This is a genomic window from Gordonia sp. CPCC 206044 (genome assembly GCF_048537895.1).
Taxonomy (GTDB): Bacteria; Actinomycetota; Actinomycetes; order Mycobacteriales; family Mycobacteriaceae; genus Gordonia.
In genome coordinates this window covers 198,970-216,719 of sequence record NZ_JBCLVL010000004.1, presented here as the reverse complement: position 1 = coordinate 216,719, position 17,750 = coordinate 198,970, and the positions used below count along the sequence as shown (strand labels likewise).

Here is a 17,750-nt window from a genome sequence, read left to right as displayed (position 1 = left end):
TGCCCTCGTGGGCGCCGGGGCGTTGCCATTTTCGACCGCCATCTGGCCCTCCAGACTCGTATTTCCTGAAAGAGACTCATGCCCAAACAGATTGAATTCGACGACGTAGCGCGTCGCGCGCTCGAGCGCGGCATCAACCAACTGGCTGACGCGGTCAAGGTCACCCTCGGCCCGCGTGGACGCCACGTGGTGCTCGCCAAGGCCTTCGGTGGCCCCAGCGTCACCAACGACGGTGTGACCATCGCGCGTGACATCGACCTCGAGGATCCGTTCGAGAACCTCGGTGCGCAGCTGGTGAAGTCGGTGGCCACCAAGACCAACGACGTGGCAGGCGACGGGACCACCACCGCGACGGTGCTCGCGCAGGCCATGGTGTCCGCGGGCCTGCGCAACGTGGCCGCCGGAGCCAATCCGATCGCACTCGGCGCCGGCATCGGCAAGGCCGCCGACGCCGTGAGCGCCGAACTGCTGCGCGTGGCCACCCCGGTCGACGGGGAGAAGGCGATCGCGCAGGTGGCGACCGTGTCGTCACGTGACGACGAGGTCGGTGTCATGGTCGGCAAGGCCATGACCCGCGTCGGCGCCGACGGTGTGGTCACCGTCGAAGAGGGGTCGGGCCTGCAGACCGAGCTGGAGGTCACCGAAGGTGTCCAGTTCGACAAGGGCTACCTGTCCCCGTACTTCGTGACCGACGCCGACAGCCAGGAAGCCGTCCTCGACGACGCCCTGGTGCTGCTCTACCGCGACAAGATCAGCTCGTTGCCCGACTTCCTGCCGCTGCTGGAAAAGGTCGTCTCGGCGGGCAAGTCCCTGTTGATCATCGCCGAGGACGTCGAGGGCGAGCCGCTGTCGACACTCGTGGTGAACTCCATCCGCAAGACCGTCAAGGCCGTCGCCGTGAAGGCTCCGTTCTTCGGTGATCGCCGTAAGGCCTTCCTGGACGACCTGGCCGTGGTGACCGGCGCAACGGTGATCTCGTCGGACATCGGCCTGAAGTTGGAGACCGCCGAGCTCGATCTGCTCGGCTCGGTGCGGCGTGTCGTCGTCACCAAGGACACCACGACCCTCGTCGAGGGTGCAGGCACCAGCGAGGATCTCGCCAACCGTGCCGAGCAGCTGCGGCGGGAGATCGAGCAGAGCGATTCCGATTGGGATCGCGAGAAGCTCGCCGAACGGCTGGCGAAGCTGGCGGGCGGCGTCGCCGTGATCCGCGTCGGTGCAGCCACCGAGACCGCCCTCAAGGAGCGCAAGCACCGTGTCGAGGACGCGGTGGCCGCGGCGAAGGCCGCGGTCGAGGAGGGGATCATCCCCGGTGGCGGTTCGGCGATCGTCCAGGCCTCGGCCGTCCTCGGCGCCCTGGAGTCCGAACTCACCGACGACGAGGCACTCGGGGTCCGGGTGGTTCGCGACGCTGTGCGGGCACCGCTGCACTGGATCGCCAGCAACGCGGGTGAGGACGGCGCTGTCGTCGTCTCGCGGGTGTCGGAAGCCAAGGCAGGCCACGGCTTCAACGCCGCCACGCTGACCTACGGCGACTTGCTCGCCGACGGCATCATCGATCCCGTCAAGGTGACGCGGTCGGCGGTGGTCAACGCCGCCTCGGTGGCTCGGATGGTGCTGACCACCGAGACCGCGGTGACCGACCGACCCGAAGAGGCGGCCGATCAGGGCCATGGTCACGGCCACGCCCACTGAGGTATCGGTAGGCGCCGAATTCTCGGAGCAGTGAACAGACGATGGGGGCATCGATCCGTCTGGATCGATGCCCCCATCGTCGTCTGCGCGTGGCGCGGTCGGATCGCCCGACCGATGATCAGCTGGCGATGCGCCTACCGACGCCGCGTTTCATCAGCAGGCTGCGCTCGGATTCCGAGAGCCCGCCCCAGATTCCGTATGGTTCGGCCACGGCCAGCGCGTGCTCGCGGCATTGGGCGATCACCGGGCACTGGTGGCACATCTCCTTGGCGCGGCGCTCCCGCTGGGCGCGCGCCCGGCCACGCTCGCCGTCCGGATGGAAGAACATCGACGATTCCACCCCGCGGCAGAGGCCATGCATCTGCCAGTCCCAGATATCTGCATTGGGGCCGGGAAGATGATTCGGCTGAGGCATGACAGCGGCTCCTTGTCTGCGAGTGGCACTGCGTATTTCTTCAACGCAAGCTCACAGTAGGCAAGCCCGAGAAATTGCGTCAATACCGATGAAAACCGGTTGTGGCAGGGTCAGAATTCCACTGATGTTAACGCGTCGTTATAAGACGGGCTGTCGCTACCACATGGGTGTGGGGAGTGTGTACGCCACCCCTGAACGGGTGTCGTCATATGCTCTGACCAGCTGGTTATGTTGTCAGATGGCGCTTTTCGGCATCCATGACACCGATGGGATCGAAGGTTTCACGAAAGGGCGCACGTAACACGTAGGAAATGCTCTGCACATTTGTTGGTGATCTATCTGTCGAATTAATGTTTGTAACCGAAGGTTAAATTCGTGCTAACTGGAACCGGCCGACCGGCATTGGTTGCCGCTCGACAAGGCGGAAAAACAGCGTCTGATATGGGGAAATGTGCTTCGGGATACGGCCTGTGGAAGGGGGCGGTGGAGAGAGGAGGTATCGGTCACACCGCCCGTGCGCTGACGATGTTGGACGCCGTCGACGCGTCGGGCCGGGTCGCAGGCGACGACGTGCTCCGTTCGTTGGCCTCGTCCACGAGGGGATCGCTGCTCCGTCAGGCGGGCCGTCACCGCGACGCCGTGCGGCACGACGGCGCGGCCCTTCGTCTGGCCGCCGCGAACGTCGCCGACGGCGCGTGGTGGCGCGCGGCGTTCATCGATGCACTCGTCGGCCTGGCCGCCGACGATCTGGGGATGCTGCGCTTCGGTGCGTCCGACCGTCTGCTGAGCCGGGCCCGCGCGGTGCATGCCGACCGGCCGGGGCAGTGGTGGACCGACCATCGCCCGCATCTGCGGGTCGAATGGGTGTCGACCGAGTTGGCGATCTACACCGGCGATCCGTCGCGGGCGGTCGAGCACGCCGAGCACGGGCTGCGGCTGGCCGATCGCGACGACGTCCCGGTTCGGCATCGGGTCAAGACGCTGCTCATCGCCGCCGCGGCGGCCGCGAGCTCGGGAGACGAGCAGCTCGCGCGGGAGAGGGCATCGGCGGCCGCGGCCGGTGCGCGAGCCCACGGTTTGCTGCCCCTGTACTGGGCGTCGTCGTCTCTGTTGAGTGCCCTCGACCCCGACGACCCGGATCTGTCCGCGAACGTGGCCCGGTCGCGCTCGGAACTCATCTATCGTGGCGTTCCGTTCACCGAACCCTGAGGGCGAGTGGGTGCCCGCTCGGTCGGTGACCATCGCTAAGGTGACTGGGGGACACAGACCGGCACCACAAACACTTGTAACACGGGGATCTCAACTGACGATGAAGCTGACGGGTGGTGAGTTGGACGAGGCTGTCCAGGCCGCAGGGCTTGGCGACCGCGTCGCGCTCACGTCAGTGCTCGAGAGTGTGCAGGATCCGATCCTGCGGTATTGCCGGGGGCGTATCGGGGTCGGGGAACGGCACCTGTTTTCTGCCGACGACATCGCGCAGGAGGCGTTGATGGCGGTGATGACAGCACTGCCCCGGTATCAGGACCAGGGCAAGCCGTTCATGGCTTTCGTGTACGGCATCGCCGCCCACAAGGTCGCTGATGCGATGCGTGTCGCGGGGCGGGTCAAGTCCGATCCGGTGGAGACGATGCCGGAGACGGTGTCTTTCAACGGGGGACCTGAACAGCTCGCTCTGGACGCCGACGGCAGCCGACGGATGCGTGAGCTGATGGCGATACTGCCCGAGAAACAGCGGGAGGTGCTGGTGTTGAGGTTGGTGGTGGGTATGTCCGCAGAGGAGACCGCGGATGCCATCGGCAGCACTGCCGGCGCAGTACGGGTTGCCCAGCACCGGGCATTGGCAAAGCTGAAGGACGAACTGAGGAAGGCAGGTGAGACCGATGGCAGACGAGCGTGACCCCGCCGATGCCGGCTGGGATCTGACCGAGCCGATCGACATGACCTCGGTTCACCTCGACGACCAGTTCATCGAGGCGTTGTCGCAGGATCTGCCGGTCCCGACACACGACGACGCCGAGTACCAGCTCGCCGAATTGCTGTCCGGATGGCGCCACGAGGCCGTGACGACGCCGTACCCCGAACTGCCCAGCGTCGAGGACGTCGAGTTCGCCATCGGTGCAGCCGAACGCGCCCGTCGTGGCCGCGGGATCGTCCGTCATCTGCGTGTCGCATCGGGTGCGGCGGCGATCGTCGTGATCGCCTGCGCCGGCGTGACGGTGCTCGCGGAGGGCTCCTCACCGGGAGATCCCCTCTGGGGTGTGAAGCGGGTGGTGTTCTCCGAGGCGGCTTCGCAGACGCAGGCATCGATGGATGTCCAGTCCAACCTGGAGAAGGCCGAGGAGGCCGTCGCCGCCGGAAACGTCGAGGAGGCTGCAGGCCTGATCGCCAGCGCCGAGAAGAATCTCGGTCCGGTACGTGACGCGGACACCCGGACGCGCATGAGCGAGTGGATCGATCGGCTCCGAGCCGACACCGACACGAGCACGTCGTCCTCGACTGCGGGTGGATCGTCGTCAGGCGCCTCACAGAGCAAGTCCCGCCCCGGCGATCCGGCATCGCCACCGCGCGATCTGCTTCGCGAGCGAGGAGCTGATCCGCGCAATTCGGTCACCGTGACCAAGCCGGGACCGATCGAGACCTCCAAGCCGGACGGGTCGGGCACCGACCGTCCCGATCGCGACCTGCTGCGTCGGCAGATGACCGACGACACGCGGACCGATTCGCGCGATGCGACGTCACCGTCGCAACCTGATTCGGGTGGTGGCTCCAAGGACGAGACCGCGCCCGGCGGAGCATCGAAGACCGAGACCACCACGACGACCGTGCCGAGTTCGCCCTGACGGCAGCCGCAGACCCGGCGTTCGAGGCGTGTGCGGTGCGGACCTACAGGGCTGTGGTCCGGAGGTGTCGGTAGGTCTCAGCGACGATCGTCGTCGCCATGGCTGCGGGCATCGGCGTACCCGCGGCAGTAATCCCACGTGACGTAGGCGTCCGGACGCGGATCCACCGCGGGTTCGTGTGGACGTACCGTGCCGTCGATCAACAGCTGCAACAGGTTTGCCCGCAGCATGTCCCAATCGTGGTAGTGATCTTCATGACAGTCGTCGCAGACGACGACCAGTCCGCGCACTCCGCGGTGTGCCAACAACGCCTCGTAGACGGCGAGGTCGGCGAGGTCTTCCTCGACCGCCATCCGCTCGCTCTCGTCGAGCGGGATCCCGGGTTCCACAGAGTCGAGTGCCGAGGCAGGATCGCTGGGATCGTCGGCGAACGGGTCTGGCGGCAGGCCGGGGGGAAGGTGGTCACGCACACGTCCACGGTAACCGATGAAGTCGGTGTGATGGGGTGAGGACTCCACAGCGCTGCGCCCCCGCCTCACGCGGGTACCACGGGGTGACCCTGAGCACTGCGGCGATGCCGATACCATGGAGTGATGACGCACGTTCGCACCGGTGGAGATGACCCCGGCAAGGTCGCGATGCTCGGCCTCACCTTCGACGACGTTCTGTTGCTCCCGGCGGCCTCCGACCTCATTCCCAGTGACGCCGACACGTCCTCGCGGGTCACCAAGCAGATCACCCTCAAGGTACCGCTGGTGAGTTCCGCGATGGACACCGTGACCGAAGCGCGGATGGCCATCGCCATGGCCCGCGCGGGCGGAATGGGCGTCCTGCATCGCAACGTCTCCATCGACGACCAGGCCGGGCAGGTCGAGACCGTGAAGCGGTCCGAGGCCGGCATGGTCACCGATCCGGTGACCTGTTCGCCGGGCGACACCCTCGCCGATGTCGACGCGATGTGCGCCAGGTATCGCATCTCCGGGCTCCCGGTGGTCGACGACAAGGGTGAGCTCGTCGGGATCATCACCAACCGTGACATGCGGTTCGAGGTCGACCAGTCGCGTCCGGTCTCCGAGGTGATGACCAAGGCTCCGCTGATCACCGCCCAGGAGGGCGTGTCCGCGGAAGCCGCACTGGGACTGCTGCGTCGCAACAAGATCGAGAAACTGCCGATCGTCGACGGAAATGGCAAACTCACCGGGCTCATCACCGTCAAGGACTTCGTCAAGACCGAGCAGCACCCGCTGGCCACCAAGGACGCCGACGGCAGGCTGCTCGTGGGCGCCGCGGTCGGTACCGGCGATCCGCAGTGGGATCGAGCGATGGCCCTGGCCGATGCGGGTGCCGACGTCATCATCGTCGACACCGCGCACGCCCACAACCGGCTCGTGCTCGACATGGTGGCCAAGCTCAAAGCCGAAGTCGGCGAACGCGTTCAGATCGTCGGCGGAAACGTGGCGACCCGCGAGGCTGCGCTCGCTCTCGTCGAGGCAGGAGTCGACGCGGTCAAGGTCGGCGTCGGACCCGGCTCCATCTGCACCACCCGCGTGGTCGCGGGAGTCGGTGCCCCGCAGATCACCGCGATCATGGAAGCCGTCGCCGTCTGCAAACAGCACGACGTCCCGGTCATCGCCGACGGTGGACTGCAGTACTCCGGCGACATCGCCAAAGCGCTCGCCGCAGGCGCATCGACCGCCATGCTCGGTTCGCTGCTCGCCGGCACCGCCGAGGCCCCGGGTGAGCTGATCCTGGTGAACGGCAAGCAGTTCAAGAGCTACCGCGGTATGGGATCGCTGGGAGCGATGCAGTCGCGCGGGCAGGCCAAGTCGTACTCCAAGGACCGCTACTTCCAGGACGACGTCCTCAAGGAGGACAAGCTCGTCCCGGAGGGCATCGAGGGTCGCGTGCCGTTCCGCGGGCCGCTCGAGCAGGTGATCCACCAGCTCGTGGGAGGGCTGCGCGCCGCAATGGGCTACACCGGTGCCGCCACCATCCCGGAGTTGCACGACGCACGCTTCGTGCAGATCACCGCGGCCGGGCTCAAGGAATCGCATCCGCACGACATCACGCTCACCGCCGAAGCGCCCAACTACTATTCTCGCTGACCGCGTCCCCTGTCGGACAAAGCTCGCGTAGCAGAAAGGCGCAACGGTGCGTGATCTCGTGGACATCGGTATGGGCCGAACGGCCCGCCGGACGTTCGAACTCGAAGACATCAGTATCGTCCCGTCCCGCCGGACCCGCTCCTCCAAGGACGTGTCGACGGCGTGGCAGATCGACGCATACCGCTTCGATGCCCCGATCCTGAGCCACCCGACCGACGCCCTGGTGTCGCCGGCGATGGCGATCCATCTCGGCAAGTTGGGCGCGCTCGGCGTCATCAACGGTGAGGGTCTGTGGGCGCGTCACCGCGACGTCGAGGCCAAGATCGAGGAACTGATCGAGGTCGCGACCGAGAACCCCGACCCGCTGGCCGCGATTCGTCATCTGCAGCAACTGCATTCGGCGCCGCTGGACACCGGCCTCCTCGGTGAGGCGGTGGCCGCCGTCCGCGATGCGGGCGTGACGACCGCGGTCCGGGTGAGCCCTCAGCACGCCCAGGAACTCACGCCCGCACTGCTCGAGGCAGGCGTCGAGATCCTGGTGGTGCACGGCACGATCATCTCGGCCGAGCACGTCGCTCAGGTGTCGACAGGTGGATCGGACGAGGTGTTCGCGACCGGCCCGCACGACGGCGTGGTGCGGGAACCGTTGAACCTCAAGACCTTCATCAACGACCTCGACATCCCCGTCATCGCGGGTGGCGTGCACGATCACCGCACCGCGCTGCATCTGATGCGTACCGGCGCGGCGGGCGTCATCGTCGGTTACGGTTCGGCGGCCGGCGCAACCACCACCGGAGAGGTCCTGGGCATCGGGGTGCCGATGGCGACGGCGATCGCCGATGCCGCCGCGGCCCGTCGTGACTACCTCGACGAGACCGGTGGCCGCTACGTCCACGTCATCGCCGACGGCGACATCCACGCGTCGGGCGATCTGGCCAAGGCCATCGCGTGTGGCGCCGATGCGGCCGTGCTCGGGACGCCGCTCGCGGCGTCGGCCGAGGCGCCCGGTCGTGGTTGGTACTGGCCGTCGGCAGCGGCGCACCCGGACACACCGCGTGGTGCCCTCCTGCAGGTCGCCACCGACGAGGATCGGCCGAGCCTCGAGTGCGTGCTCACCGGACCCTCGCAGGACCCGTTCGGGGAGCTCAACATCGTCGGTGCGCTGCGTCGAGCGATGGCCAAGGCCGGCTACAGCGACCTGAAGGAGTTCCAGAAGGTGGGGCTCTCGGTCCGCGTCTGACGGGTGCGTCTACGCAATCGTGACAATGGGCGTTAGTATGTTCGTCCATGGCAGCCCACCATGACATCTCGCACTTCGACGTGCTCATCATCGGTTCCGGATTCGGCGGCAGCGTCAGTGCGCTGAGACTGACCGAGAAGGGATACCGCGTCGGTGTCGTCGAGGCCGGTCGACGCTTCGCCGACGACGAGTTCGCCAAGACGAGTTGGCGGTTGAACCGGTGGCTGTGGGCGCCGAAACTCGGCCTGTACGGAATCCAGCGCATTCATGCGCTCAAGGACGTGATGATCCTCGCCGGCGCGGGTGTCGGCGGGGGATCTCTGAACTATGCGAACACCCTGTACAAGCCGTCGACGCCGTTCTTCACCGACCCGCAGTGGCGGCACATCACCGACTGGGAGGACGAGCTGGGGCCGCATTACGAGCAGGCCCGACGCATGCTCGGGGTGGTCACCAACCCGACCGTCACCCAATCGGACATCGTGATGGCCGAGGTGGCCCATGAGATGGGAGTGGGGGACACCTTCCGCCCGACGCCGGTCGGCGTGTTCTTCGGCTCCCGCACCGGCTTCGAGGGGGAACCCGGGCAGACGGTCCCCGACCCCTACTTCGGCGGTGCCGGGCCGGCGCGAACCGCGTGCACCGAGTGCGGGGCCTGCATGACCGGATGTCGGGTCGGCGCCAAGAACACGCTGATGAAGAACTATCTCGGTCTGGCCGAACGCAATGGCGCCACCATCATCGACCGGACCACCGTCGACCGCATCGCGCAACGTTCCGACGGAACCTGGGAGATCGGTACGCATCGTTCGTCGGCGTGGGGGCCGCTCGGTCGTCGGGGGCGGACGTTCACCGCCGGTCAGGTCATCATGGCGGCGGGGACGTTCAACACCCAACGGCTCCTGCATCACGCCAAACACAGCACCCTGCCCGACATCTCCGAGTCGATGGGTGTACTCACCCGGACCAACTCGGAGTCGATCCTCGGCGCGATGGCAGGCAAGTACGACCCCGACCACGACTATTCGCAGGGCGTCGCCATCACGTCGTCGTTCTATCCCGAGCCGAACACGCACATCGAACCGGTGCGATACGGCAAGGGCTCCAACGCGATCGCGTACCTGCAGACGTTGTTGACCGACGGCGGCAGCCGCATGAACCGGCTCGGCCAGTTCCTCCGGCAGGTCATCGCCAATCCGTTCCTGCTGGTGCGACTGTTGGTGGTGCGCAAGTGGAGTCAGCGCACCGTGATCGCCCTGGTGATGCAGAACACCGACAATTCGTTGACCACCTTTGTCCGGCGGCGCGGGCCGTTCCGATACATCACCAGCAAGCAGGGACACGGCGAGCCCAACCCCACCTGGATTCCCAAGGGCAACGAGGCCACGCGTCGCGTGGCGGCGAAACTGCCGGGTGGTGTCTCCGGTGGCACCTGGGGTGACATCGTCAACATGCCGCTGACCGCCCACTATCTGGGCGGCTGCGCCATCTCCGACGATCCGTCGGCCGGTGTCATCGACCCGTATCAGCGGGTGTGGAACTACCCGACGCTGCATGTCACCGACGGGGCGGCGATCTCGGCGAATCTCGGTGTGAACCCGTCGCTGACGATCTGTGCCCAGGCCGAACGCGCGATGTCGCTGTGGCCGAACAAGGGGCAACAGGATCAGCGCCCATCACAGGGCGAGCCGTATCGGCCGGTGGCGCCGGTCGAGCCCGTTGCGCCGGTGGTCCCCGCCGACGCGCCGGGTGCGTTGGTGTTGCCGACGCCGAAGGTGCGCCCGGCGGCAGGATGAGCCGGATCAGCCTCGGGCTCACTGCGTTTGGCGCCTGACTCGACGGTGGCCGGTCCCTGGTGACCGGACCCTGGCTGGTGCTGTGTGGTGCGGTCGGTCCCCTCCGCTGGTCGGTCCCTCTGGGTTGTGACGTGGTCGGTCTGTGCTGGTCGGTCCCTCCGGTTGTGCCGTGGGGTGCTGTGATGGTCGGCCGCTCCGGTTGTGACGTGGGGGTGCTGTGATGTCGGCCCTTCCGCTGGTCGAGTAGCGTCCGAGCGCAGCGAGGCCGCTCGGGTTGTGCCGTGGGCTGCTGTGATGGTCGGCCCTTCCGCTGGTCGAGTAGCGTCCGAGCGCAGCGAGGCCGCGTATCGAGACCTCGAACTCAGACCTCGCAACTCAGACCTCGCAACTCAGACCACGCGAACTCAGTCCAGCCCGCGGGCGGTGAGGGTGTCGGCGAAACCGTCGGCGGTGCGCAGGGCGGCGAGCACCACCGGCGCCACCAGGATCCTCGGGCCGGGGCGTAGCCCGCGTGCCTTGCGGGCCTCGTCGACCTCCCGAACCACCTCCACCATGAGGGGAATGGCGCGGATGGTGAGGGCCAACGCCATCGCCACGTGATCGACGGGGACGCCGATCCGATGGAGCGGCCCTAGCGCGCGGGTGATGGTCTCGAGCATGTCGGTGGTGCGGGTGGTCAGCGTCACCACGGTCGCCAGGGCCACCGACACGAGCAGCACACCGCAGAGCACCAGCGCATGCGACCAGTCGGTGAACAACGCCTGGCACGCGAAGATGAACACCAGTACCCACAGCATCGGACGGAGCTGGCGCCACGCGGTGACGGGCCCGACGCCGCCGACTGCGTAGACGAGCGCGACCGCGAGCACCGCGACACCCGTCGCGGCCGGGCTGCGTACCGTCAACGAGATCGCCAGGATCGACACCGCGAGCGCGACGAGCTTGAACCCGGGTGGAAGTCGGTGCAGGAGGGTGTTGCCGGGCCGGTAGATGCCGAGGACGTTCATCGCGGGACCGCCGTCATGACATGAGTTCGCGATAGGCGGCCAGCGCGGGCTGTGGCGCGTCGTCGGCGACCACACGTCCGTCGTCGAGGACGACGACCCGATCGAAGTCACCGACCAGATCGAGGTCGTGGGTGACGACGATCAACTGCTCGTCGAGGGTGGCGAACACCGAGCGCAGCATCAGGCTGTTGCGGAGGTCGAGCAGTGTGGTCGGTTCGTCGGCGACGATCACCTGTGGTTCGGTGACGAGGATGGACGCGAGCGCCAGCAACTGTTTCTGCCCACCCGAGAGGCGTTGTGCGGGGTGATCGACGTGATCGCCGAGGCCGAAGCGCGCCAACACCGACCGTGCCTGTTCGGTGCGCTGCGCCTTGGGCAGGTCGGTACGGCGCAGGGACAGTTCGATGTCCTCGAGGACGGTCGGCATGATGATCTGCCGGTCCGGGTCGGAGAAGATGAACCCGACGTCGCGCCGAACGCGGCGTTTGTGTTTGGCCGCATCCACACCGTTGACGGTGACCGCACCGGAGTCGGGCACCACCAACGCGTTGATCATCCGGGCCAGCGTCGATTTGCCGCTGCCGTTGGCCCCGACGATGCCGATCCGGCGTTCGGCGAGCTCCAACGTGACCTCGCGCAGTACGGAACGACCGTCGTATGCGTGTGAGACGGCGTCGAACTCGATCATGCAGATACCGACGGCGCGGTCCGGCGCCATCGCAGCGGACCGATCAGACCCGGCCACCCGCGATGCACCTGCGCCGCGACGAGGGCCGTCACCACGGCCTTGACGACATCGCCGATCACGAAGGGGCCATTGGTGGTGATCGCCGCACCGAGCGACATGCCACGCATGGTCAGTCCGACGATGCCGCACAGGTACAGGACCGCCATGCCGCCGAGCAGATTGATCACGATGCCGGGCAGAACCCGGTAGCGGGGTGCGCGGGGGCCCGACCACATCATCAGGGCGGTGAGCACCCCGATGATCGCCACCGCCGGGAGGAAGCCGACGAAGAAGCCGCCGGTCGGCGACGACAGTGCGGTCCAGCCGCTGCGACCACCGGCCAGGATCGGCAGGCCGGCCAGGGCCAGGACGGCGAACAGCACGACCGCGAGGGTGCCCTTCTTGGGGCCCAGGATGGCGCCGGCCAACATCACGCCCATGGACTGCAGGGTGATCGGGACACCGCTGGCCAGGTTGATCGTGCCGGGCAGGCCCAGAGCCGCGATGAGCGCGGCGAAAACGGCGGCCTGGGTGAGGTCGCCCATGCCCAGTGACCAGCCGCTGCGGGGTTTCGTCGGAGAGTTCATCGCGACTTCGGAGTATTCCATGGACCGGCGGGAATCCTGTCGTCGAGGTATGCGGCGAGGTGGTGGCCGACACGCCCTAGACTGGACCGGGTGACGGATTCTCCAGCATCGACCTCCCTGGGTACCGACGGACCACGCCCTGTCCTCGTCGTCGACTTCGGTGCCCAGTACGCCCAGTTGATCGCCCGTCGGGTCCGCGAGGCACGCATCTACTCCGAGGTCATCGCGCACGATGCGCCGGTCGAGGAGTTCAAGGCCAAGAACCCCGTGGCGATCATCCTCTCCGGTGGACCGTCGTCGGTCTACGCCGACAATGCGCCCGGCCTCGACGCGGAGATCTTCGAGCTCGGTCTGCCGGTGTTCGGCATCTGCTACGGATTCCAGGCGATGGCCAAGGAACTCGGTGGCACGGTCGCCAACACCGGTGGCCGCGAGTTCGGACGCACCACCCTGACCATCACCGGCGACGGTGTGTTGCATCAGGGACTCACCGAGACCCAGCCGGTGTGGATGAGCCACAACGACGCCGTGCAGGCACCCCCAGAGGGCTTCAGCGTCACCGGTTCCACGCCGGGCGCCCCGGTCGCCGCGTTCGAGTGTCTCGACCGCAAGATGGCAGGCGTGCAGTATCACCCCGAGGTGCTGCACACCCCGCACGGTCAGCAGGTGCTGACCAGATTCCTGTACGAGGTCGCCGGGCTCGAGGCGACGTGGACGCCCGCCAACATCGCCGATCAGCTCATCGATGCGGTGGCCGACCAGATCGGTGACGGTCTCGCGATCTGCGGACTGTCCGGCGGCGTCGACTCCGCGGTGGCGGCCGCGCTCGTGCAGCGCGCCATCGGTGACCGGCTGACCTGCGTCTTCGTCGACCACGGTCTGCTGCGCGCCGGGGAGCGGGAGCAGGTACAGCACGACTTCGTCGGCGCGACCGGCGCGAAGCTGGTCACCGTGGACGCCGCCGAGACGTTCCTGGGCGAGCTCGCAGGCGTCAGCGATCCCGAGGCCAAACGAAAGATCATCGGACGGGAGTTCATCCGGTCCTTCGAGGGCGCGGTGTCCGAGGTTCTCGGTGACCGTGAGGCTGCAGGGGACAAGGTCGAGTTCCTGGTGCAGGGCACCCTGTACCCGGACGTCGTCGAATCCGGGGGTGGCAGCGGCACCGCCAACATCAAGAGCCATCACAACGTCGGTGGTCTGCCCGAGGATCTCGAGTTCGCACTCGTGGAGCCATTGCGTCTGCTGTTCAAGGACGAGGTGCGTGCGGTCGGGCGCGAACTCGGTCTGCCCGAGGAGATCGTCGCCCGCCAACCGTTCCCGGGGCCCGGGTTGGCCATCCGCATCGTCGGTGAGGTGACCGCGGATCGCCTCGAGATGCTGCGCAAGGCGGACCTGATCGCGCGTGAGGAATTGACCGCGGCCGGACTCGATGCGCAGATCTGGCAGTGCCCGGTGGTGCTCCTCGCCGACGTCCGCAGCGTCGGGGTGCAGGGTGACGGTCGTACCTACGGGCATCCGATCGTGCTGCGCCCGGTGTCCAGCGAGGACGCCATGACCGCCGACTGGACGCGGGTGCCCTACGAGGTACTCGAGGTGATCTCCACCCGCATCACCAACGAGGTCCCCGATGTCAACCGCGTCGTCCTCGACGTCACGAGCAAGCCGCCGGGCACCATCGAGTGGGAGTGATCTAGGACCGTCGCGACGAGCGGGCGCCGGTCAGGATCAGGATCAGGCCGATCAGCAGACCGGTGCCGACCGCGATCCAGCCGAGATCCGCCGCATCCGGTAGATCGGGTCCGCCCAGCAGTCCCCAGGCCGCGACCACGAGGGCCACCAGACCCAGCACGGTCAGACCAGGGGCGCGATGGCGCCGTTCGGCGTCTATCTGCTGCTCGCTCATCGGGCCACCTCCACGTGCCCGACATCGGTGCGGGCGTTGATGGTCAGAACCGGACCGTCGGTGCCGTCGGTGCCACCGGACAGCCCGACCGGGCAGGTGAAGTCACCGACGCCTGCGTTGCAGTCGGCCCGGACGTTCATCGTGTCGGGCACCTGCACCTCGATCTCGCCGATCCCGTTGCGCAGGTCCACGGTGCGATCGGCGGTCAGGTCGACCTCACGCAGGTCGAGCACCATCCGCCCCATGGTGAGGCTGTAGTCTCCGTCGATGTCGTTCTCGCTCAAGGGTTTCCACATTCTCTCACCGACACCACCGGAGGGCAGGCCGTTGAACTCGCCGGAGACGGCGGTGGTGATCACCACGGCGACCCCGAGGGCCAGCGCGACGGGTACCAGCCCGGTGCTGTGCGCCCCGCTGCGCCGCTGTCGCAGGCCGGCGTAGACCAGGCCGACACCGACGACGGCGAGTGCCATGGCGACGATGCGCCCGACGGTGAACCATTCGGCGCCCAACTGATGGGCTGCCGCACCGGCGGCGGCGACCACGACCGCCGCACCGAGGACGACGAGGGTCAGGGGCGATCGGCGTTCGCGCGGTTCGGCAGGTGGCGGTGTGGGTTCGGGGAGATCCCAGGCGAATTGGGCGGTGCCCAGCGGATCCCAGGCAGGTGGGGTGCGGTGTGCGTCGGCGGGGACGAAGGCCGGATCGGCCGGCGGCGGTGACATCGCAGCTGCGGGCGCTGTGGTGCCGGGGGCCGACGCCGCGATGGGTGACGTCGCCGACGGCGGCGACACGAACGGCGGCGCCATCGTCGCACCCGGCAGCGGCCCGTTCGATCCGGTGGCCTGCGTCGGGTCCGACATCATCGCCCGCGGAATCCACGGCTGGATCGAATCCGTCACGACCGGCGATGCGGGTGCGGCGGTCGGTCGGGTGTCGGCGCTCGTCCCGGGCGGCGGCTCGGGGGTCCGTTGGTAGAGAAGCCACCAACCCAGCAGCATCAGCGCCGCCCCCAACAGACCTCCGGAACTCCACGTGCGGTTGCCGAAGGACGTCACCAGGATGATCGCGAGGACCACGAGCAGGATGAACCGGGGATTGCGGTGACGGTGATGATGTGACGGGCGACCGTGCATCATCGAACCGAGATGATCGCGATTGCGGTCCTCGCTCGGCATCGTCACCCAGGCCGCGATGTAGAGCAGCACACCGCTGCCACCGAACAGTGTCGCGACCACGAAGGCCACCCTGACCAGCGTCGGATCGACGCGATAGCGCGCCCCGATGCCTGCGCAGACACCCGCCACCGTGCGTCCTGCACTCGGCCGGATCGGCCGTGTCGCCCACATCCCGTCGATCTGCTTCGTGTCCATGGTCCCCATCGTGGCCGCACAGATGGTGCCGGCGCATCGGGGGACGACCCTGAGAAAGTCCCTGATGTGCACTCCGGTCCGGCCGTGCCACTATCGATGTGTGACCAGTGGTGTGCCCATGCCCGTGCCCCCGGCCGCGCCGTCTCCGACGCCGCGGTTGGTGCGACGCGACGGCGGCCGGGTCATCGCGGGTGTGGCCGGCGGCATCGCCGATCACCTCGGGGTCGACGCCTTCCGGGTGCGGGTGGTGTTCATGGTGTTGGCCGCACTGGCCGGTGCCGGAGTTCTCGCGTACGGCCTGCTGTGGTTCTTCTGTCCACCCGGTCAGGACACCCGGCCGCCCGGTCCGGGTGAGCGTCGCCAGGCGTATGGACTGGCACTGGTCGGCCTGGTCGCGATGTCGGTGGTCGGTTTCGCCACCTCGGGCACCCCGGCCGCGTATCTCGTGCCCTTCGTGTTCGTGGTCGTCGGGGCCAGCCTGGTGTGGCGTGAGTTCGACACGTCGCGTTCGTCCCCGCGGGCTCCTGTGCTCACCTGGACGCGATTGATCGGCGGGGTGCTGCTCGTCATCGGCGGGCTCGTCGTCATCGTGCTGGCCGGGGATCAGCGGTTCGGCGGGCTGTCGACGACGGTGCTCGCCGTGATCGCGACGCTCATCGGTGTGCTGTTGCTGACGGTTCCGTTGTGGATGCGTCTGTGGCGGGCGCTGAACGAGGAGCGTGCCGCGCGCATCCGCAACGCCGAACGCGAGGAGATCGCTTCGCATCTGCACGACTCGGTGCTGCAGACACTCGCCCTCATCCAGAAGCAGGCGTCGCGGCCCGACGAGGTGGCACGACTTGCACGCAGCCAGGAACGCGAATTGCGCGGTTGGCTGTTCGGTGATCCCGCGCAGCGCGCGGGATCGTTGTCGGCGAGCCTGCAGGGCGTCGGGGCGGAAGTGGAGGACGACTACGGGATCGAGGTCGACGTCATCACCGTCGGCGACCTACGACCCGACGACGAGCCCGCGGCGACGCGGCGTCGATGGACGGCGTTGGTGGGGGCCACCCGGGAAGCACTGATCAACGCCGCCAAGCACTCCGGCGAACGCAAGGTCGACGTCTATGGCGAGGTGACCGACGATCAGGTCGAGGTGTTCGTCCGCGACAGAGGAGTCGGGTTCGATCCCGACCTCGTCGACGACGACCGCCAGGGGATCGCCCGCTCGATCCGCGTCCGGATGCATCGGGCCGGTGGCGAGGCGACGATCGACTCGCTGCCTGGGCGGGGTACCAATGTGCGGTTGATCATGCCGCGCGGTGCCGCGACGACCGCCGATCCCGAGGTCGAATCCGTTGTGTCGGCGGAGCATTCACGAGAATCGGAAGGACATCGATGACAGACGCGGCGATCTGCCGGATCTTCCTGGTCGACGATCACGCGGTTTTCCGCTCCGGGGTGCGCGCCGAGCTCGCCTCCGAGCAGGGGCTGCAGGTGGTGGGGGAGGCAGGCACCGTGGCCGAGGCTGTCGATCACATCGTGCGCATCCGCCCGGATGTGGTGTTGCTCGACGTGCACATGCCGTCGGGCGGTGGGGTCGCGGTGTTGCGCGGGGTCACCGAACTGTTGCCCGACGGGACGGCGCCGGTGTTCCTGGCGCTGTCGGTGTCAGATGCGGCCGAAGACGTGATCGCGACCATCCGGGCCGGTGCCCGCGGCTATGTCACCAAGACCATCGACGGGGCGGATCTCGCCGACGCGGTCCGGCGCGTGGCCGACGGCGACGCGGTGTTCAGCCCGCGGCTCGCCGGGTTCGTCTTGGATTCGTTCACCGGCAAATCGACTGCGCCCGAACCACCTCTGGACCCCGAACTCGATTCGCTGACCAAACGGGAACTCGAGGTGTTGCGGTTGCTCGCGCGTGGTTACACCTACCGAGAGATCGCCGACGAGTTGTTCATCTCGATCAAGACCGTCGAGACCCATGCGTCGAATGTGCTGCGCAAGACACAGCAGTCGAATCGGAACGCGCTCACCCGCTGGGCCGCGACCCGGCACATCGGCTGAGCAACGCCGATCG

The 17,750-nt window shown here is 67.6% G+C and carries 17 protein-coding genes; 10 read left to right on the top strand and 7 right to left on the bottom strand.

Annotation, left to right across the window (positions count from 1 at the left end):
* Positions 1–78: 78 nt before the first annotated feature.
* Entirely contained in the window at positions 79–1,695 is a 1,617-nt protein-coding gene (gene groL, locus AAFP35_RS07660) for a chaperonin GroEL (RefSeq protein WP_419220963.1), read from the top strand.
* Between the two features lie 118 nt (positions 1,696–1,813).
* Here the strand turns inward: groL and AAFP35_RS07655 are convergent, their stop codons facing one another.
* The gene (locus tag AAFP35_RS07655) at positions 1,814–2,110 is read right to left on the bottom strand and encodes a WhiB family transcriptional regulator (RefSeq protein ID WP_419220962.1); all 297 of its coding nucleotides are present in this window, start codon (positions 2,108–2,110) and stop codon (positions 1,814–1,816) included.
* A 483-nt stretch (positions 2,111–2,593) separates the two neighbouring features.
* Between AAFP35_RS07655 and AAFP35_RS07650 the strand changes: the two genes are divergently transcribed.
* The 3 genes from AAFP35_RS07650 (at position 2,594) to AAFP35_RS07640 (ending at position 4,950) form a co-directional block, all read left to right on the top strand.
* Positions 2,594–3,319, top strand: coding sequence for a hypothetical protein (locus AAFP35_RS07650; RefSeq protein WP_419220961.1), 726 nt, complete (start codon positions 2,594–2,596; stop codon positions 3,317–3,319).
* A gap of 100 nt (positions 3,320–3,419) precedes the next feature.
* Entirely contained in the window at positions 3,420–4,007 is a 588-nt protein-coding gene (locus AAFP35_RS07645) for a sigma-70 family RNA polymerase sigma factor (RefSeq protein WP_419220960.1), read from the top strand.
* Positions 3,991–4,950, top strand: coding sequence for an anti-sigma-D factor RsdA (locus AAFP35_RS07640; RefSeq protein ID WP_419220959.1), 960 nt, complete (start codon positions 3,991–3,993; stop codon positions 4,948–4,950). The genes AAFP35_RS07645 and AAFP35_RS07640 overlap by 17 nt, the downstream gene beginning before the upstream one ends.
* A 77-nt stretch (positions 4,951–5,027) precedes the next feature.
* Here AAFP35_RS07640 and AAFP35_RS07635 read toward each other — a convergent pair whose 3' ends face one another.
* A complete protein-coding gene (locus AAFP35_RS07635) occupies positions 5,028–5,420 on the bottom strand; it encodes a DUF5319 domain-containing protein (RefSeq protein ID WP_419220958.1) in 393 nt (130 codons plus the stop codon).
* A 123-nt stretch (positions 5,421–5,543) separates the two neighbouring features.
* Here AAFP35_RS07635 and guaB point away from each other — a divergent pair, with 123 nt between their 5' ends.
* The 3 genes from guaB to AAFP35_RS07620 are packed head-to-tail and all read left to right on the top strand — an operon-like array spanning position 5,544 to position 10,091.
* On the top strand, positions 5,544–7,055 hold the full coding sequence (gene guaB / locus AAFP35_RS07630; protein WP_419220957.1) for an IMP dehydrogenase: 1,512 nt from the start codon (positions 5,544–5,546) through the stop codon (positions 7,053–7,055).
* Positions 7,056–7,101: 46 nt separating this feature from the next.
* The gene (locus AAFP35_RS07625; RefSeq protein ID WP_419220956.1) at positions 7,102–8,295 is read left to right on the top strand and encodes a GuaB3 family IMP dehydrogenase-related protein; all 1,194 of its coding nucleotides are present in this window, start codon (positions 7,102–7,104) and stop codon (positions 8,293–8,295) included.
* Positions 8,296–8,342: 47 nt separating this feature from the next.
* A complete protein-coding gene (locus AAFP35_RS07620) occupies positions 8,343–10,091 on the top strand; it encodes a GMC oxidoreductase (RefSeq protein WP_419220955.1) in 1,749 nt (582 codons plus the stop codon).
* 404 nt (positions 10,092–10,495) lie between these two features.
* On the opposite strand, the gene AAFP35_RS07615 is transcribed toward AAFP35_RS07620, so the two are convergent.
* Genes AAFP35_RS07615 through AAFP35_RS07605 form a run of 3 tightly spaced genes read right to left on the bottom strand, consistent with a single transcriptional unit; the run spans position 10,496 to position 12,433 of the window.
* Positions 10,496–11,098 carry an energy-coupling factor transporter transmembrane component T family protein gene (locus AAFP35_RS07615; protein ID WP_419220954.1) on the bottom strand — a complete coding sequence of 201 codons (603 nt, stop codon included), beginning with the start codon at positions 11,096–11,098 and terminating at the stop codon, positions 10,496–10,498.
* A 13-nt stretch (positions 11,099–11,111) separates the two neighbouring features.
* Complete coding sequence (locus AAFP35_RS07610) at positions 11,112–11,786, bottom strand: energy-coupling factor ABC transporter ATP-binding protein (RefSeq protein WP_419221158.1); 675 nt, start codon at positions 11,784–11,786, stop codon at positions 11,112–11,114.
* A complete protein-coding gene (locus tag AAFP35_RS07605; RefSeq protein WP_419220953.1) occupies positions 11,783–12,433 on the bottom strand; it encodes a biotin transporter BioY in 651 nt (216 codons plus the stop codon). Before AAFP35_RS07605 ends, AAFP35_RS07610 begins: the two co-directional genes overlap by 4 nt.
* A 69-nt stretch (positions 12,434–12,502) precedes the next feature.
* Between AAFP35_RS07605 and guaA the strand changes: the two genes are divergently transcribed.
* Entirely contained in the window at positions 12,503–14,101 is a 1,599-nt protein-coding gene (guaA, locus tag AAFP35_RS07600) for a glutamine-hydrolyzing GMP synthase (protein WP_419220952.1), read from the top strand.
* 1 nt (position 14,102) lies between these two features.
* On the opposite strand, the gene AAFP35_RS07595 is transcribed toward guaA, so the two are convergent.
* Both AAFP35_RS07595 and AAFP35_RS07590 read right to left on the bottom strand, forming a co-directional pair.
* Positions 14,103–14,315, bottom strand: a complete 213-nt coding sequence (locus AAFP35_RS07595) for a hypothetical protein (protein ID WP_419220951.1) — start codon at positions 14,313–14,315, stop codon at positions 14,103–14,105.
* Positions 14,312–15,688 (bottom strand): PspC domain-containing protein, encoded by a 1,377-nt coding sequence (locus tag AAFP35_RS07590; RefSeq protein ID WP_419220950.1) that lies wholly within the window; start codon positions 15,686–15,688, stop codon positions 14,312–14,314. The genes AAFP35_RS07595 and AAFP35_RS07590 overlap by 4 nt, the downstream gene beginning before the upstream one ends.
* Before the next feature lie 118 nt (positions 15,689–15,806).
* Here AAFP35_RS07590 and AAFP35_RS07585 point away from each other — a divergent pair, with 118 nt between their 5' ends.
* Positions 15,807–17,069: a PspC domain-containing protein gene (locus AAFP35_RS07585; RefSeq protein ID WP_419220949.1), complete on the top strand. Its 1,263-nt coding sequence runs from the start codon at positions 15,807–15,809 to the stop codon at positions 17,067–17,069.
* A complete protein-coding gene (locus tag AAFP35_RS07580; protein WP_419220948.1) occupies positions 17,066–17,737 on the top strand; it encodes a response regulator in 672 nt (223 codons plus the stop codon). Before AAFP35_RS07585 ends, AAFP35_RS07580 begins: the two co-directional genes overlap by 4 nt.
* Positions 17,738–17,750 lie beyond the last annotated feature (13 nt).

What these genes read in the sequence shown, in the direction of transcription:
- AAFP35_RS07605 (WP_419220953.1), bottom strand. Translation starts at nt 12,433, where the DNA reads ATGGAATACTCCGAAGTCGCGATGAACTCTCCGACGAAACCCCGCAGC.
- guaB (WP_419220957.1), top strand. Translation starts at nt 5,544, where the DNA reads ATGACGCACGTTCGCACCGGTGGAGATGACCCCGGCAAGGTCGCGATG.
- AAFP35_RS07640 (WP_419220959.1), top strand. Translation starts at nt 3,991, where the DNA reads ATGGCAGACGAGCGTGACCCCGCCGATGCCGGCTGGGATCTGACCGAG.
- AAFP35_RS07595 (WP_419220951.1), bottom strand. Translation starts at nt 14,315, where the DNA reads ATGAGCGAGCAGCAGATAGACGCCGAACGGCGCCATCGCGCCCCTGGT.
- AAFP35_RS07580 (WP_419220948.1), top strand. Translation starts at nt 17,066, where the DNA reads ATGACAGACGCGGCGATCTGCCGGATCTTCCTGGTCGACGATCACGCG.
- AAFP35_RS07585 (WP_419220949.1), top strand. Translation starts at nt 15,807, where the DNA reads ATGCCCGTGCCCCCGGCCGCGCCGTCTCCGACGCCGCGGTTGGTGCGA.
- AAFP35_RS07590 (WP_419220950.1), bottom strand. Translation starts at nt 15,688, where the DNA reads ATGGACACGAAGCAGATCGACGGGATGTGGGCGACACGGCCGATCCGG.
- AAFP35_RS07655 (WP_419220962.1), bottom strand. Translation starts at nt 2,110, where the DNA reads ATGCCTCAGCCGAATCATCTTCCCGGCCCCAATGCAGATATCTGGGAC.
- AAFP35_RS07645 (WP_419220960.1), top strand. Translation starts at nt 3,420, where the DNA reads ATGAAGCTGACGGGTGGTGAGTTGGACGAGGCTGTCCAGGCCGCAGGG.
- AAFP35_RS07615 (WP_419220954.1), bottom strand. Translation starts at nt 11,098, where the DNA reads ATGAACGTCCTCGGCATCTACCGGCCCGGCAACACCCTCCTGCACCGA.
- AAFP35_RS07610 (WP_419221158.1), bottom strand. Translation starts at nt 11,786, where the DNA reads ATGATCGAGTTCGACGCCGTCTCACACGCATACGACGGTCGTTCCGTA.
- AAFP35_RS07620 (WP_419220955.1), top strand. Translation starts at nt 8,343, where the DNA reads ATGGCAGCCCACCATGACATCTCGCACTTCGACGTGCTCATCATCGGT.
- groL (WP_419220963.1), top strand. Translation starts at nt 79, where the DNA reads ATGCCCAAACAGATTGAATTCGACGACGTAGCGCGTCGCGCGCTCGAG.